The following is a 14,697-nucleotide window of genomic DNA, read 5'->3' as shown; positions in this document are numbered from 1 at the left end:
TGGCGAGTTTTCTTTATTGCATTCCAGATCCTTATTAAACTAACGCACTCTAAAGTACATTTATTCACAAACTATTAATGTCTATTTATTGATTAATTCTGTACCAGATGAGTTATCAATTGCACACAGCCATTCGCCTTGTGAATTTTTCTTATATACATATGTTGCCCTTCTATCCATTGAATACTCCGAATCACTTTTTTTAACGGCTTCAAGAAATGTATGGGATAAAACCAATGCAGTTTCACCTGCTTCTAAAATAATCATTTCTCCCTGTGTTGGGACAATACTGTTATTGAAGTATTTTGCAATGGCAATAAACGCTTTTTTAATTTCATCTTTTCCCTTTGCAATCGTTCCAGGTTTTACAACTAAAATGGCATCATCTGTATAGTAATTCATCAATGTATCAAAATCTTCATTCTTTATGGCAAGGTCAGCCTTTTTAATTAACTCTTTTAATTCGTGTTCCATCTAAAATCCCCCCTAGATAGCACTATCTATATAGATCATAACACATTTATACATCCTTTTATTGGAAAATATATTCATTTTTTTCAAATAAATCTTCCCTACTTAAACTCCCCGAAAAGAAAATCAGCTGTAAACCAACCATTCTTGACATGCATCTAAATGGTTGCATATAATGGAGGTATGGATAAAGTTTCACTGATCACTTATGTTTTGAAACCATGGAACAATTATAGTTCTTTCTAAAAACGAAAGAGAGTTGATTTAGTATGAACAACCTGACGAAATTTAAAATAGTTAAGCCTGCTGATGCTGTATTTGAAGCTCTTATAGACCCGGTGAAAATGTCCAATTATTGGTTTTCATCTGGATCTGGAAGATGGGAACAAGGCAAAACTATTACGTTGAGATATGATGAATACAATGCAGAGGTGGACATAAAAGTATTGGAAATCGAGGAAAATCGAAAAATCGTTTTCCAATGGGGGACAACCGGAGACGGACATGTTGTCACGATTACACTGAAAGAGTTGGATCCTTCAAATACCATTATAGAAGTAAACGAAGAAGGCTTTAATGAAAAGGATGATAATCTCATAAATAATCTGTTAGATAATAAAGAAGGTTGGGTATACATGCTAACCTGCTTAAAGGGTTATTTGGAATTTGGCATTCCTAATTTGAGAGCTGGAATAGTGAAGTGAACCCATCAAGAGCCTTTTGGCTCTTTTTTTACTGTCGAAAGAGGTAGGATACTCAAGAAAATATTAGTATTCCACTCGAAATACACAGAAAAAGATCTAGCTAGTAAGCTAGATCTTCTCATTAATATCTATTTTGATATTTCACTTTCCTTTTTAAATAAAAACTTAAAGGAGAAACGATCCATAATAGAACCGCTTTCCTTACGATAAATCATTCCCTTTTGCTTTAATAATGAATATTGCAGGATTCCTTTGCCTAAAGCGATGAATGAGAAAATCGTGAGTGTGATAACGATACATGCTTCAATTGGCACCCAGGGACAAAAGTAAATATCAAGAAACGTGCGGCCTAAGAAGGTTGGCCAGCCAATCGAGGTATTAACAAGTCCATACATGGTGAAAACATGCGCAACTCCACCCTTAATCTGTTCAAAACGCTGGGAAACATAGATACTAAAAAAGCCTAATTGCCCTAGTAAAAATAGCATCATTGCCATATGCTGGATAAAATACGAGAGCCATTGGGAAAAGCAACCCGGCCAATAATACCATTTCCAAAGTCCCCAAATTTTTGTCCCCGAGACGATACCAGCATCGTAATAGGTGGTTTGCTGTATTTCTGTAACGGTTTTCCGTACAAACTCTGCGACTTTCCCAAGCTCTAATACAATGATGAGCGTAACCATCCAGAAGGGACGCTGATGGGAAAAAACAAAGAAAGGAATCGTAGTTAATAATACAATAAAGAAAAATACAGGTATCCTCGCAAAAAGAAAATTCCAGCCGTCAAGCAAAGTTCTTAAAAACCGTATATGGGATGCACCAACCCCGAATGGAATGGCCAATAAGAAGGTGAAAAGGGAAATCGCTCCCACATTCAATAACGTTTCCCGCGTTCCGATAATCAGTGCGCTGTATATATCCCTTCCTTTAGAGTCACTTCCTAAAGGGAATCGTTCGGAAGGTGGATAAGGTGGCAGGATAAAATCCAAATTACCGCCTGGTCCTAAAATATGGTAATGTTCTTTAATTTTAGGATCGACGTTAGGTAAATAAGGTCCAAAGATAAAAATAATCGCCAGAATACTGGTTCCGATAATACCAATCCATAAGTAGGGTACTCTTTTCATGATTGTTCCTCCTTACTTGCCGGGACTAGGTAGTATTTTAAAGCAAGGCTTATCCATTGAGTAATTAAAAGCAGCAGCATGAAAGCTAAACTAAAGCATATGGCAGCCGAAGTATCAATTGGCATTGATTTGGCCGCTGATGAAATGGTCTCTTTCATTTTTACGGCTTCCATCAATCTGCTTCCCATGGCTCGATACAGTGTCAGCATTTCCACTAAGAACATGGAAGAAAGCAATGTTAATGTGATGGGCATAAAGTGATGAAGGAGCTTTGGCACGCAATTGCGAAGAATATGGCTCCGCAGCACGATTTTTTCTGACAAACCCTTTGCCCTGGCTGTCAGAATGTAATCTTTTTCATCCTCTTCCTTCAGTGCCTGAGTCGTGAAACCCGCAATGACAGAAGCAGGATAAAACGATAAGAAGATAATCGGCAGGAAGATATTGTACCAATGTGCATAACCGTATAATTGAAGATGCGGATAAACACGATGGATAGTTAAGGAAATAATCGTTTCAATAATTAAAATGATAAAAAAGTCCGGAACGGATTGCCCAATCCAAGTCGTTCCTTCACCGAGTATTTTCCATAATCCGCGATTGCGCCGGTAATCAAAAATCCCTTTATAAATACCAATCACAATACTAAGGAAAAGTGCTGGTACAATAATGACGATGCTTCTAAATCCGTAATGGACAAGTTCCCATTCAACGGGTTCATTAGCGACAGTTTTCCCAAGACTTTTCTCTTTTTTAACATTCTCAAAATAATCAACAATATTATGTTTATAGCCTGACCAGGTGAAGTGGTAGGACATGACATCTTCCATGCCTACCCGATGGGATTGCATGTCTCTTGGGAGCAGCACGATTAAAATAATAACTACTGCCATGATAATCCAAAGAACGAAACTGCTTATTAAACGAAGTAGAATTTTCATAACGAATCCTTTCAAGATTAGTAGAATAAATTAGTAGATAACCCATATAATACCATTTTGAAATTAAAATGTCACATTTGTGAGAATATAAGACAATTTCAAATATTTTTGTTAATTTATTATACTATCGTTTTAGTAAAATACTGAATCGAAAATCTATTTCTCACCCCAAAAAAAGCGTCCACTGTATGGCCTACAGTGGACGCTTTTTAAACTTATTTTTTGTTGCGTAAAACGGTTATAAAACCATCTAATATGTCATGGCTTACAGAAAAACCCTTGCGTTTATAGAACTCCAAGGCGTCTTCATTGCCATTTGAGACAAAGATAAAATAATTTTCGATATCATCAAATTGTTTCAACCACTTCATTGACATATTGAAAAGGGTAGAACCAACCCCATATTGTCTGTAGCCTTCTTTAATATAAAATTGGGATAAACAGCCGACATTCTTTTTACTAACTGAAGAAAGGTCAAAGAATGTAGCAAAATCATTTGAATAGGTTTCTTTTGGAGAGATATTTGAATATACATAACCTACTATGTTATCTTCATCTTTAACTACGACAATATAATTATGTATTGCACTTTTTAATGAAGGAATCATCCGCGTGTCAAAATTCATGTTGTCAAACAATTCAGGTGTTATGTAAGATTTAGATTTTTGAAAGGCCATGAGTTCATTACATAGATCTCTGCAGTATTCAATTTTTTCTTCAGGAATAACCTCGTATTGTAAATTCATACTCTTCACTCCTTTTATTTTATATTATATTCTAAAAATTCAAATATTTCCGAGGAAACTTATCTATGCTCGTACTTAAACACATAACGATTGATTAAGTTATCCCATTCTAACGCATGTATTAAAGTCATTATAAGATATTGCTATTGGGATGAAAAGGTGGCGATTGAATCAAAGACCCAGAATAATTTGGGGTAATTTTATTAGACGGCAAAGCGACCATTGGCCTATTCTATTGGCTATTTATGGTCATACCTTGAAAAATTTATTATGAATTACCACTTTATTACTACCATATTGCATTCTATTCTATTATTTATACTGATTAATCCTTCACAATAACTCCAATTTACTTCTCTAAGCATCCGCCTTATCATTATTTTGTAGGTAGATAAAGGGAGTGTTTTTGATGCTAGCTAATGGTGATAAAGTATTGTTTGAATCAGAAATATATACCATTTATTATATTTATGATAGTGGATACTGCGAAATTAGCAATCATGGAACTGTTAGGTTAGTTGAACTTACAGAATTATTCCCCCTTGTTCAAGCACTTTTATCTAAAACAAGATAAATAAATGGAAATATTTATTTCAAAAGTTCTTAGGTATTGTATTCAAATATAGGTGAAAATAGGTTGAATGCTTTATTTTTGATAAGTTTAGAACAGAAGCATGACTTTTAGCAAAATGAATTCAAAAAAATACTTAATAACACATAGCATATTGAAAACAGAGCTTCCTTCGTTTTAATAAGTCCAGATCAATACGAGACACTGGCCAGTTTTCAAAGAGCAGGGGATGGGCATTCAAGTGTGCATCTTCAGAAGGAACCACTTTTAAAGAAGATCAAGGGTTTAAGGATGAGAGGGGATATCCACTTCAAGGTGTATCTGTCTTAATTAAAAATGATGATGGAGAAATTAAGCACTATACAAAAGCAGCGTTTGGCCCTGGGGATGATTATTGCAGTATTTGGTCTCTATTTGAACTTCTGCCTGAAGGAAATAAAGATTGGAGTCCTAAGGTTAATTATAAATAATTCCAGGGTATTTCTTAGGAAAATCATACTATAATAAATAGTACCAACCTCCCACATTGTGACACCTTTCTTAAATGTTGGAATCTATAATTAAGTTGTTTCTAATACAAAGGGAGGGTTTTTGATTGAAAAAAATCTTTAAATCTTTTTTGTTGCTGTTAGCAGTCAGTTTAGTCTTTACCACCTCAGCATTTGCAATAAGTGAACAAAATAAAAGGTCACTAGTAGCTTTAGGAGATTCCATTCCATACGGATACAATCTGGGTGACAATACTGCCGGACCTTCTAAAGACGCTTTTCCTTACTTTATGGGGTACTTAACAAATATGCAGGTTAGTGACCTGGGTATTCCCGGTTTAAAAACGGATGGTTTATTAGCAAAGCTGCAAAACGACACGCTTTTCCGTGAAAACGTCAGACAAGCAACCTTTATCACTCTTAATATTGGCAACAATGATTTATTAGCAGCCTTAAAACAGGCATATGCGGCAAGCAATGGAAATCCGCAGTTATTAAATTATTATTTAATGCAATACATTGGTAGCAGCAAAGTCTTTTCAAACCTATCTGCAACAGTGGCAGAAATAAGAAAAATAAGCGATGCACCTATTGTCGTATACAACTTCTACAACCCATTCCAATTGAATGATCCACTTCATTATGTAGCATTGAATGTACTCCCGGCTCTCAATGCACAAGTGAAACAATTAGTTGATGTTGCCAATCTGCAGCTTAAAAACGTTTTACTTGCAGACGCATTTACAGCCTTCGGTGAAAATCAAGCAAAATACGTATTAACAAATGACATTCACCCGACGCTGGCCGGACATAAAAAGATTGCTGAAGCTGGTTTAAAAGCATTGAGTAAATAATAATGAAAAGACATTGTGCCTGACCTCGTTTCATGTGAAAACATATCGAGGGTCAGGCACATTATTTTTTTGCTCTGTGGTGGAAAAGGTAAAGAATTTATGTTTATTTCCTTATAGACCCATGAGGTAAGATAGCATGAACGCCTTTAACTCCGTTAACAACTTGTGTAATTCGCAGATCAACTGCAACACTGGCAAGTGCTAATGCTTCAGCCTTCCCGATAGTGTAAAACTCCTTTATAAGCTCAACCATTTCATTAAGAGCCACAGCGGTGGCAATATTTAAATCTTCATTAAAGCCAAATGTAATCCAGCCAGAAGGAGTATGGGCTCTTGGCATTTTTAGTTGTATATCATCCCTAACTATTAAAGTAATATCGACCAAATCCATTGGACACTCTATGGCAGTACCGGAAACTTCCCCATCTCCTTGTGCAGCGTGACCATCTCCAATTGAAAGAGGCCTCCATCTGCAGAAATCGGTAAAAACAGACTACTTCCTCTTACTAGTTCCTTGCAGTCAATATTCCCACCGCAATAACGTGGAGGAGGTGTTGGGTGCACGCCAGGTTCCGCAGGAGCAACTCCCATTAAACCAATGAAGGGCTGGAGTCCGACATGGAATTTATTTTCCCCAATTGTACATGAACCAGTATTAGTCATTGTATTAAATTCCCAATCTAGTTGAACTTTCTCTACCTCCGTTAATCCAAGCTGCGTGTTTTGCCAATTCTGTATACCGCCTGCCCAATTTCGTCCATACCATCCTGGGACAATATCATTCAATTTAACTTCTAAAACCATACCAGGTTTTGCGCTGCGAATCGCAATAGGTCCGATCATTGGGTGACCAGGCTTTGCCTCATTCTCTCTCGATTGAAAAATAACTCGTTCTTCTTCCTTTGACTTTGAGTATCCCCATTGAATATCAGGTGTTGATAACCTGATAGAATCCCCTGAATCGATGGTCAAAATGGGTTGATAATCCTTACTAAATGTTCCGTGTAAGTTTTGGCTTTTAATATCTAGTGTATGTATCAATGACCCCGCTCCTTAAAGTTATAAACCTACATCTTATATAGATATAACTTTTGATTATTAGTTGTTTTACGTTACTTCAGCATTTTTTAAAACAAAGAAATTAAAATAAATATATAATTAAGAATAGTATAGCAAATTTGTTAGGCGACTGGGTGCGTGACGAACTGGATTCGAACTAAATTGTATAAACGAAGGGGAGGAGAACAACTTGTTTGACCTAAAGAAAATATGGACATGTGATGGATTCTTGGTGGATGACAATGGTGATTCGGTTCCAGATGGGGTCCGTGTCAAGGTTGATGGTGTCAAAGAAAACTGTATGCCAGTGGGGTTGATTGATTTCTATGCCCGTTTAGGGTTGGAAACAACAGCACTTTCTTTTCCTTTTATAAAAAATGCTACTAGTGAATCTCGGGTTGTGCAGATTTCGATTGATGCTAACTTAGGGAATACCGGTTTTGTCCAAGCAGATCACAATAAAGTGATCATTCAGGGTGGGAATGAGGGGACTGTTAATGATTTGTTACGATGGCTGGCATCCTCTTGGCCGCATGGACTCCCTGAAGAATGGGAAAGAAAACAAATTAGCCGGATAGAATGGATGGACCAGAAATATCGAGTAAATACTTTTGATAAACTGCAAAGTAAATGGATTGCGGTTCCGCCACAAATGATAACAAGAGCTCATGCAGCCACTCTTGGAGGACTTCAAAATCTTTGGACGGTGCAGGGCTTTTTTCAAGGGGGAGAGTGGACTTAAACAGTAAACTGAACGTCGGATTTACTTTTGAAAATGGACTCACTCCAGAGATCCTCCTATCTGCAGCGGATTTTTCAGCAAGGGTGGGACTTTGTTCAACAGGTATCCAGTTCCCGCTGACTGGAAAGAGTGAGACAGAACTTGAAATTATTATAAGGATTAATGATTCTACCACTTGTGAGGTGAATTGGGACGGCAATCAGGTTTATCTCACGGGTGGGGAAAAATCTGTTGTAAATGCTCTTCATTACCTAGCTACAGCCAAGCGGTACGAAGAAGGTGGAACCTTTGCACGTTGGGAACTTGCCAATAACCTAAGTGTGCGAGACCCGGAACCTCTTATATATGAAAAAAACTGGGATAACAACGGTGAAAAAGAGGACCTGCTCAACATTATCAGTAAGGAAAAGGCGGCAGATCAAGTGGTTGTATTTATCTCTGAGCCCGCCGATATACGCGGAGAATTAGCGGGTGAAATTAGTACGAGTTTAGGTGCATCTGAGGTTCGAGTTCGTTCAGCTTTTAAACCTGGCTTCTTTTGGATCGAAGAAGAGATTTTGCCTCAATTAATCGAAAAACAAGTTGACAGGATACATATTGTTTGTAAAAAGAACACTCAAGGTCTAGAAATGGCTAACCGCTGGCTACAAGAGCTTTATCCGGTTGATGAAATCATCATTAAACAACTCCAAATAACAACGGACCGAATCGAGTTCTTTCTTGAAGAAATTGAACCAATTTACGAGTTAAGGCCTTTGATAGAGAGGGGAATTGTTTAATCAACCAAACTCTGGATGTACCAACGGTCGAGATGGATTATATTGATGGGATTAGCAAGGTCTATCCCACAACCGGGTCAATCCAGCTCTTTCGCAAAGCTGAATTGGCTGCAGAATACCATAATCCAACAGATAGAGAGCGTTTCTGGTTATTCTTCATGAATGAAGTGATGCCTGAAATAGTGGAACTTCTGCCGTTAGGTAAGGTCGGCCTGGGAAAAACTGCACCTTTTTTTAGCCGTCTCTTGGTTGAAATTTTTATGAGTGAAGAAGAGAGAAAATTAGGAATTGAAGAGGAGCGGATTTCCTCTCTGGAAGCTTTACATGAAGATATCTATTTCAATGTGCTGGATTACTTTGAACATTTGGGCAAAAATAAGACGGGTCTTCGCTGGGATGCTCCTGGAGGAGTACATCCTTTTATGCATATAAAGCAGGGAGCAAAGCCATCAGCTAGGATTGAGCTTTATGGGTTTACTCCACAAGTGAAAAATGAAGTATCAACAAAAACATTGAGGTTTAGTTCAAATAGTATAGAACCCGTTTCCTGCATCATTCAAGCATCGAGCGGGGAAGAAAGGTTACTGTTCCATGAACAGTGGGAATCTATTTCTTTACCAGCTTGGAATGAAGAGGTTGAGAAGCTGGCTAGTTTACCAGGGGTTCATTCATGGCTTGGTGGTATTTCCTACGAAGGCTGTGTTATACCTGTATTGGATGTTATAAAGCCTAGTGCTGAGGATTTTTATTCTCCCCATAAACTATCTTTATACAAACCAACCATCCTAATCGAAACAGGCCATCATGCCAACGAGGTATCAAGCTCGCCAGCTGTACGTGAAATGGTCAAAGAGATTGTAGAAGGACAACAGGACTTATTAAACAAAGTGAATATTATTGTCATTCCTACTTCAAATCCGGATGGTTCTAATTTACACAGCATACTGGCAGCTGATAACCCGGAATGGAAGCACCATGCCGCAAGATATAATGCCGTTGGTCTGGAGTTTGCGAATGTTCGCTATAAAAATACGATTTTCGGAGAGGCCGATGTTGTCCCGAATGCAATTCATCGCTGGCTTCCCGATGTGCTAATCGATGGCCACGGCATTCCAGGGCATGAATGGATTCAGCCATTTGCTGGCTTTAGCAGTCCGCCACGCTTCCCGGTTTCGTATTCGATTCCGAACGCTTTCATTTATGGAATTACGAGAGATCTTGATAAAAATCAATTTCCTGAACACCGCAGAATCCAGGATTTTCTCATTTCCGGGGTAACAGAAAAGATTAGGAAAATAGAAGCAATTCGAACGAAGAATGAATATTGGAGAAATCGATATCGTAAATATGGTACCCAGTGGCTTCCAGACTATTTTCCAATCGAAGAACAGGATGGCATGAATTTTTATCATTGGGATACGAAAGTCGACCAAGCCTCGCACGTGTATATATCCCGCTATCCTGAGTGGTGCAGCGCCGATTTTATTACCGAGGCAGCGGATGAAACGGTGTATGGTGATACATTAGCTGGCTGTATTTATGCTCAAAAATCGTTCTATCTAGGTGTAATTGAAAATATGGCAGCGTGTAAATCTATGGTTAGAGTAACTAGCGAAAATGGATACATCAAAAATGTGAGGAAGCGGCCGCTTCAGAGTACATAATCCGTCAATAAATTGCTTAGTTTTAAGAAAAAGCGGGAAATGGCGGGAATATCAAGTATAATGAAACATAGTCAGATTTTGCATATGATATTCCTTCTGAGAGAATTCTATATATTAAGTCGGATAATACAATAAACGAGGTTAGTACATGACTGAAAGAAATTTTGATGATTATAACTTAAGTGATGAGATAAAAAGAGCGCTTGGTGTCTTAAAATACGAGTCACCGACAGAGGTTCAGTGTGAAGTCATACCACAAGCATTGGAAAATCAAGATCTTGTAGTAAAATCCCAAACCGGCAGCGGCAAGACGGCATCCTTTGGCATACCGATTTGCGAGATGATCACCTGGGAAGAAAAAAAGCCACAGGCATTAATTCTTACACCAACAAGGGAGCTTGCTGCGCAGGTTCGTGAAGATATAACCAATATTGGCAGGTTCAAACTGATAAAAGCCTTGGCTGTTTATGGAAAAGAACCTTTTACTAAGCAAAAAGAAGAGCTTAAACACAAAACACATGTTGTCGTTGGTACCCCTGGACGTGTAAAGGACCATATCGACAGAGAAACGTTAGTTTTAGACGAAATAAAATATCTTGTTATAGATGAAGCAGATGAAATGCTAAATATGGGTTTTATTGACGAAGTAGAAGCCATCATACAGGAGCTGCCTTCAAACCGAGTGACGATGGTTTTTTCGGCAACATTGCCTAAGGATGTTGAAAATCTCTGCCATAAATATATGAAAAATCCTGTTCATATCGAGATTGAGTCTAAGGGAATTACTACAGACACAATCGAGCATTTCAAAATCGAAGTGAAAGACGAAGAAAAAATTTCCTTGCTTAAGGATTTAACGGTCGTCGAAAATCCTGACAGCTGCATCATTTTTTGCCGAACAAAGGAACATGTCGAGACGGTGTTTTTGGAATTAGAAAAATCCGGTTATTCTTGTGAAAGACTCCATGGAGGATTAGAACAAGAAGATCGATTTGGGGTAATGGATGGCTTCAAAATGGGGAATTTTCGCTATCTTGTTGCCACTGATGTAGCGGCCAGAGGAATAGATATTGATAATGTGACACTTGTGATTAACTATGACGTTCCGATGGAAAAAGAGGGTTATGTTCACCGGACTGGCAGAACAGGCCGTGCCGGCAATAAAGGAAAAGCGATTACCTTTGCTACACCTTATGAAGTAAAGTTCGTAAGAGCAGTGGAAAGATACATTGGGTTTGAAATACCTGTAATGGAAGCTCCTACCCAGGTGGAAGTTGCTAGAGAACAAGCCGCTTTTGACGAAAAAATCAGTGGCAGGCGCGTTGTTAAAAATAATAAAACAGCTCGAATCAACAAAGATATCATGAAACTGCATATTAGCGGCGGAAAAAGAAGAAAATCCGTGCGGTCGATTTAGTTGGAACTATTGCAAACATTCCTGGAGTATCAGCCGATGATATTGGGATCATTACCATCCAGGATCAATTATCCTATGTTGATATCCTCAATGGCAAAGGCGCGTTAGTCTTACAGGCCATGGAAAATACAACAATCAAAGGAAAGAAACTGAAAGTTAGCAAGGCGATTAAGTAAGGACTGACAGAGTATTTCATACTCTGTCTTTTTTGAATGCTGGGTTTGAGGTGGGTGGATGGTTTTTTGGGTGTGAGAGTAGCTACTTCGGGCGGTTACCGGCACGCTATTTTAGTGAACTAGAAAAAATGATGTTATTAAAGGGGGTCTTGAGGACAAAACCAACTCAGAGAACTCAAAGACTGTCCTCAATAAGGGACATTGAGGACAAAATCAGCTCAGGGAACTCCATAACTGTCCTCAATAAAGGTTCTTGAGGACAAAATCAGCTCAAGGAACTCCAAAACTGTCTTCAATAAGGGGTTTTGAGGACAAAATCAGCGCAGGGAACTCAAAAACTGTCCTCAATAAGGGTTCTTGAGGACAAAACCAGCTCACGGTACTCCATAACTGTCCTCAGGGGTCTTGAGGACAACACCGACGCAGATATCGGATGAACTGTCTTTAATAAACTCTCTTGAGGACTAAACTTTTTATGTGAATGAATAAACTGTCTCTAATAGGTCGAGCTAAGGAAAAAAAATTTAACAAAAAGAAATCTCTTAATTAAATCTGAAAACGAACCTTGAATATCATCCTTTACTCGTAATAAGACCATTGTCCAAAACTCTTAATTTTATAGTTTTTTCGAAGTATCCTACTTATATATTTTTTTGAATCAATAAAACTGCACCATTCATGAACGCCATTTGTTGTTATTTTCCGATCTGGAAAAAGAAGCTTTAATTCCTCCACACTGCGCAAAACGGCTGATTCAATCACTTCGTCACATCCACATTCACTACACACTACCTTCTTTCCTCGGACAAACATCGAAAAAGAGTGGCATCTTTTGCACGTCATGCCCTTTTTCAGCTGATGATACTCATAGGGTGGCAATCGGGAATAGGGTGATTCAGTTTGATGCAATGAAACCAGTTTGTCAGCGAGCTTTTTATGAACGCTATTTAAACGTGATGGCTTTGTGTCTAATTTTTTCAAAAAGCGATTAAGCTGTGTCGGAAAAATAATTGGGAGGTTAATTGGGGTTTGATATAAGGTGAACTCGGGGTTTATGGAAATGACGTATGCTTCAATAGGTAAATTAACACTTAGATTTTGTAGGAGCTGACGGAGCAGGGAGTTGCTTCGTTTCATTTGGTCTAGTGGATTTTTGATTTCCTTTCCCGAAAGCGTAAGTAATTTGTCTGCGTCGTAATAAAAATCACCCTCAAAATTTTTTACTTCAAAAAGGTAAATTGTTTCGCTAAAAATAATCAATGTATCAATTTGGAATGTTGTGTTGTTTACTTCAAGCAGCAAATCGTTTAAAATCAAGCAATCACTTTGAAGCTTCTCGGTCAATAAATCAAACTGAACTTCACCTTCATAGCCTTTTTCAAGATTTAAATAATACTTCTTCTCTTCCGGTGTTAGGATCATTCGTGTGTTTAAAACTCTTAGAATCTTTAATTTTTCTGGTTCAGTTCGGGATTTAAAAATCATATCCCACTTCCTCTCTTATTTTCAAAAACTCTAATTTAATTGAATTAAAAAAATGAGTCTCACGAAAATAAAAGAATGAATATTTTGTTAACATTTAATAAAGCTTGAAGATTATTTAAATCCTCAAGCTTTTTTTATTTTGCATAGAAATTCTCCGTATAGTACGGCTGTGATTGATTATTAAAGTCTACGCCGACTCCTAAAAACTCGTAACCGTTGCGAAGGATATTTTCACGATGTCCTAGTGAGTTCATCAAACCCTCATGGGCAAAAATACTGCTAAACTGCCCATAAGCAAGGTTTTCTCCAGCTAAATGAAAGATGATATGGTCATCTGCCATACGATCAAACGGTGATTTTCCCTTAAGATCCGTATGATCAAAATAATGATGTACAGCCATATCGGTACTATGTTTCCGGGCCGTTTCCCTGACATGCTGATCCCACGTTAGGATAGGGAGCTGATGATTGACGCGGGAGGCATTTGTTAAATCAAATAACTGGTACTCAAAACCTTCCTTTAATGCTGGACTAGCTTTTGTGTAAATATCTGTTTTCTTTTGTTCTACGTTTTTGTTAATCAATTGTATTGCTGTTACCGTTTCGTTCTCATGTTTATCATAGAAAATTGTCGCATACACTCCATTAAGCAGAAACAAATCATATTCCTCATTTTCTTGAAGCTGGTAGATCATCAATCCTTTTTGAATTCTAGTAATCGGTTCGCCCAGCTTCGCACGTACATCAGCCTTCTTGCTGCCCAATTTGATGCCATTGGTGGATGAGATTAAATCCTGGTCCGTGTATAAACCGACAGCTTTATTGTTTTGATCATACATAACCATTATAAAATTTTGATAGTGATCGTGATAGGTAAACCATTTTGTCCCGTATTCATTCATGGTTGAGCGCTTTGCAGCTCCTAAATGACGTTCAATGTCCGCTTTTGTATCTCCAAGCTCCACATTGTAAACAGAAAATACTTGCCTGGCAGGCTTCTTTAATGTTTCTTTTTTTACCGGAGCAATTTTCGGTTGAGTTTGCGGAAGTGCTTCTAAGTTAAGCTGTTTCAAAGCTTGTTGCATTTCTTCATATATAGTCTCGATCGTTGCCGCAACTTGTGGGTTTTCCTTCAAGTTAGATTGAATGGATTCAATCGCCGTTTCAAAATTGGTGCCAGCCAACTGTTTTTGAATAAACGGCCAAGATAAATATAATAAAAATAAAATAACAATGAACCTAAAAAACCGAAACATTATTTTATCCTCCATTTCTATTAGAATTTTAACCCTTATTGTTTAAATGTATAAGTAATATGCTTAGCTTGATAAAAATTGGCAGTTTTAATGGGTCCTTTTTCTTAGTGTTACTTTTAAGGAGATATAAGAAGGATCAACCTAACAGAAAAAAAGGATTCAAGATGTGAAATACTTTATAAAATCGAAGAGGCTTGGTGTTACCAGTACAGAA

At 37.8% G+C, this 14,697-nt stretch carries 14 protein-coding genes and 1 pseudogene; 7 read left to right on the top strand and 8 right to left on the bottom strand.

Features of this window, described 5'->3' with window-relative positions:
• Nucleotides 1–81 precede the first annotated feature (81 nt).
• Nucleotides 82–474 (bottom strand): YybH family protein, encoded by a 393-nt coding sequence (locus RCG23_RS25745; RefSeq protein WP_308178026.1) that lies wholly within the window; start codon nt 472–474, stop codon nt 82–84.
• Nucleotides 475–740: 266 nt separating this feature from the next.
• On the opposite strand from RCG23_RS25745, the gene RCG23_RS25740 reads away from it, so the two are divergent.
• Nucleotides 741–1,175: an SRPBCC family protein gene (locus tag RCG23_RS25740; protein ID WP_308178025.1), complete on the top strand. Its 435-nt coding sequence runs from the start codon at nt 741–743 to the stop codon at nt 1,173–1,175.
• A gap of 128 nt (nt 1,176–1,303) precedes the next feature.
• Here RCG23_RS25740 and RCG23_RS25735 read toward each other — a convergent pair whose 3' ends face one another.
• The 3 genes from RCG23_RS25735 to RCG23_RS25725 all read right to left on the bottom strand — a co-directional run bounded on the left by RCG23_RS25735 (nt 1,304) and on the right by RCG23_RS25725 (nt 3,992).
• Nucleotides 1,304–2,305 (bottom strand): hypothetical protein, encoded by a 1,002-nt coding sequence (locus RCG23_RS25735; RefSeq protein ID WP_308178024.1) that lies wholly within the window; start codon nt 2,303–2,305, stop codon nt 1,304–1,306.
• Nucleotides 2,302–3,246, bottom strand: a complete 945-nt coding sequence (locus RCG23_RS25730) for an ABC transporter permease subunit (protein WP_308178023.1) — start codon at nt 3,244–3,246, stop codon at nt 2,302–2,304. The genes RCG23_RS25735 and RCG23_RS25730 overlap by 4 nt, the downstream gene beginning before the upstream one ends.
• A gap of 215 nt (nt 3,247–3,461) precedes the next feature.
• Nucleotides 3,462–3,992, bottom strand: a complete 531-nt coding sequence (locus tag RCG23_RS25725) for a GNAT family N-acetyltransferase (RefSeq protein WP_308178022.1) — start codon at nt 3,990–3,992, stop codon at nt 3,462–3,464.
• 409 nt (nt 3,993–4,401) lie between these two features.
• Between RCG23_RS25725 and RCG23_RS25720 the strand changes: the two genes are divergently transcribed.
• Nucleotides 4,402–4,566 (top strand): hypothetical protein, encoded by a 165-nt coding sequence (locus RCG23_RS25720; RefSeq protein ID WP_308178021.1) that lies wholly within the window; start codon nt 4,402–4,404, stop codon nt 4,564–4,566.
• 592 nt (nt 4,567–5,158) lie between these two features.
• On the top strand, nt 5,159–5,905 hold the full coding sequence (locus tag RCG23_RS25715; RefSeq protein ID WP_308178020.1) for a GDSL-type esterase/lipase family protein: 747 nt from the start codon (nt 5,159–5,161) through the stop codon (nt 5,903–5,905).
• 103 nt (nt 5,906–6,008) lie between these two features.
• Here the strand turns inward: RCG23_RS25715 and RCG23_RS25710 are convergent, their stop codons facing one another.
• Both RCG23_RS25710 and RCG23_RS25705 read right to left on the bottom strand, forming a co-directional pair.
• Nucleotides 6,009–6,296, bottom strand: a complete 288-nt coding sequence (locus tag RCG23_RS25710; RefSeq protein ID WP_374049793.1) for an acetamidase/formamidase family protein — start codon at nt 6,294–6,296, stop codon at nt 6,009–6,011.
• A gap of 8 nt (nt 6,297–6,304) precedes the next feature.
• Nucleotides 6,305–6,946 (bottom strand): acetamidase/formamidase family protein, encoded by a 642-nt coding sequence (locus RCG23_RS25705; RefSeq protein ID WP_308178019.1) that lies wholly within the window; start codon nt 6,944–6,946, stop codon nt 6,305–6,307.
• Between the two features lie 208 nt (nt 6,947–7,154).
• On the opposite strand from RCG23_RS25705, the gene RCG23_RS25700 reads away from it, so the two are divergent.
• From RCG23_RS25700 to RCG23_RS25685, 4 genes and pseudogenes are all read left to right on the top strand, one after another.
• Complete coding sequence (locus RCG23_RS25700) at nt 7,155–7,706, top strand: hypothetical protein (protein WP_308178018.1); 552 nt, start codon at nt 7,155–7,157, stop codon at nt 7,704–7,706.
• Complete coding sequence (locus RCG23_RS25695; protein WP_308178017.1) at nt 7,697–8,485, top strand: hypothetical protein; 789 nt, start codon at nt 7,697–7,699, stop codon at nt 8,483–8,485. The genes RCG23_RS25700 and RCG23_RS25695 overlap by 10 nt, the downstream gene beginning before the upstream one ends.
• 32 nt (nt 8,486–8,517) lie before the next feature.
• Nucleotides 8,518–10,149 carry a M14 family metallopeptidase gene (locus tag RCG23_RS25690; RefSeq protein WP_308178016.1) on the top strand — a complete coding sequence of 544 codons (1,632 nt, stop codon included), beginning with the start codon at nt 8,518–8,520 and terminating at the stop codon, nt 10,147–10,149.
• Between the two features lie 148 nt (nt 10,150–10,297).
• Nucleotides 10,298–11,742 (top strand): annotated as a pseudogene (locus tag RCG23_RS25685) (DEAD/DEAH box helicase).
• Nucleotides 11,743–12,321: 579 nt separating this feature from the next.
• Here the strand turns inward: RCG23_RS25685 and RCG23_RS25680 are convergent.
• Entirely contained in the window at nt 12,322–13,227 is a 906-nt protein-coding gene (locus RCG23_RS25680) for a nuclease-related domain-containing protein (RefSeq protein WP_308178015.1), read from the bottom strand.
• A gap of 134 nt (nt 13,228–13,361) precedes the next feature.
• Nucleotides 13,362–14,483, bottom strand: a complete 1,122-nt coding sequence (locus RCG23_RS25675) for a CAP domain-containing protein (RefSeq protein WP_308178014.1) — start codon at nt 14,481–14,483, stop codon at nt 13,362–13,364.
• Nucleotides 14,484–14,697: the final 214 nt, after the last annotated feature.

It is taken from the genome of Neobacillus sp. PS3-34 (genome assembly GCF_030915465.1).
Classification (GTDB): domain Bacteria; phylum Bacillota; class Bacilli; order Bacillales; family Cytobacillaceae; genus Neobacillus_A.
This window is presented reverse-complemented; position numbering and strand designations above follow the sequence as displayed.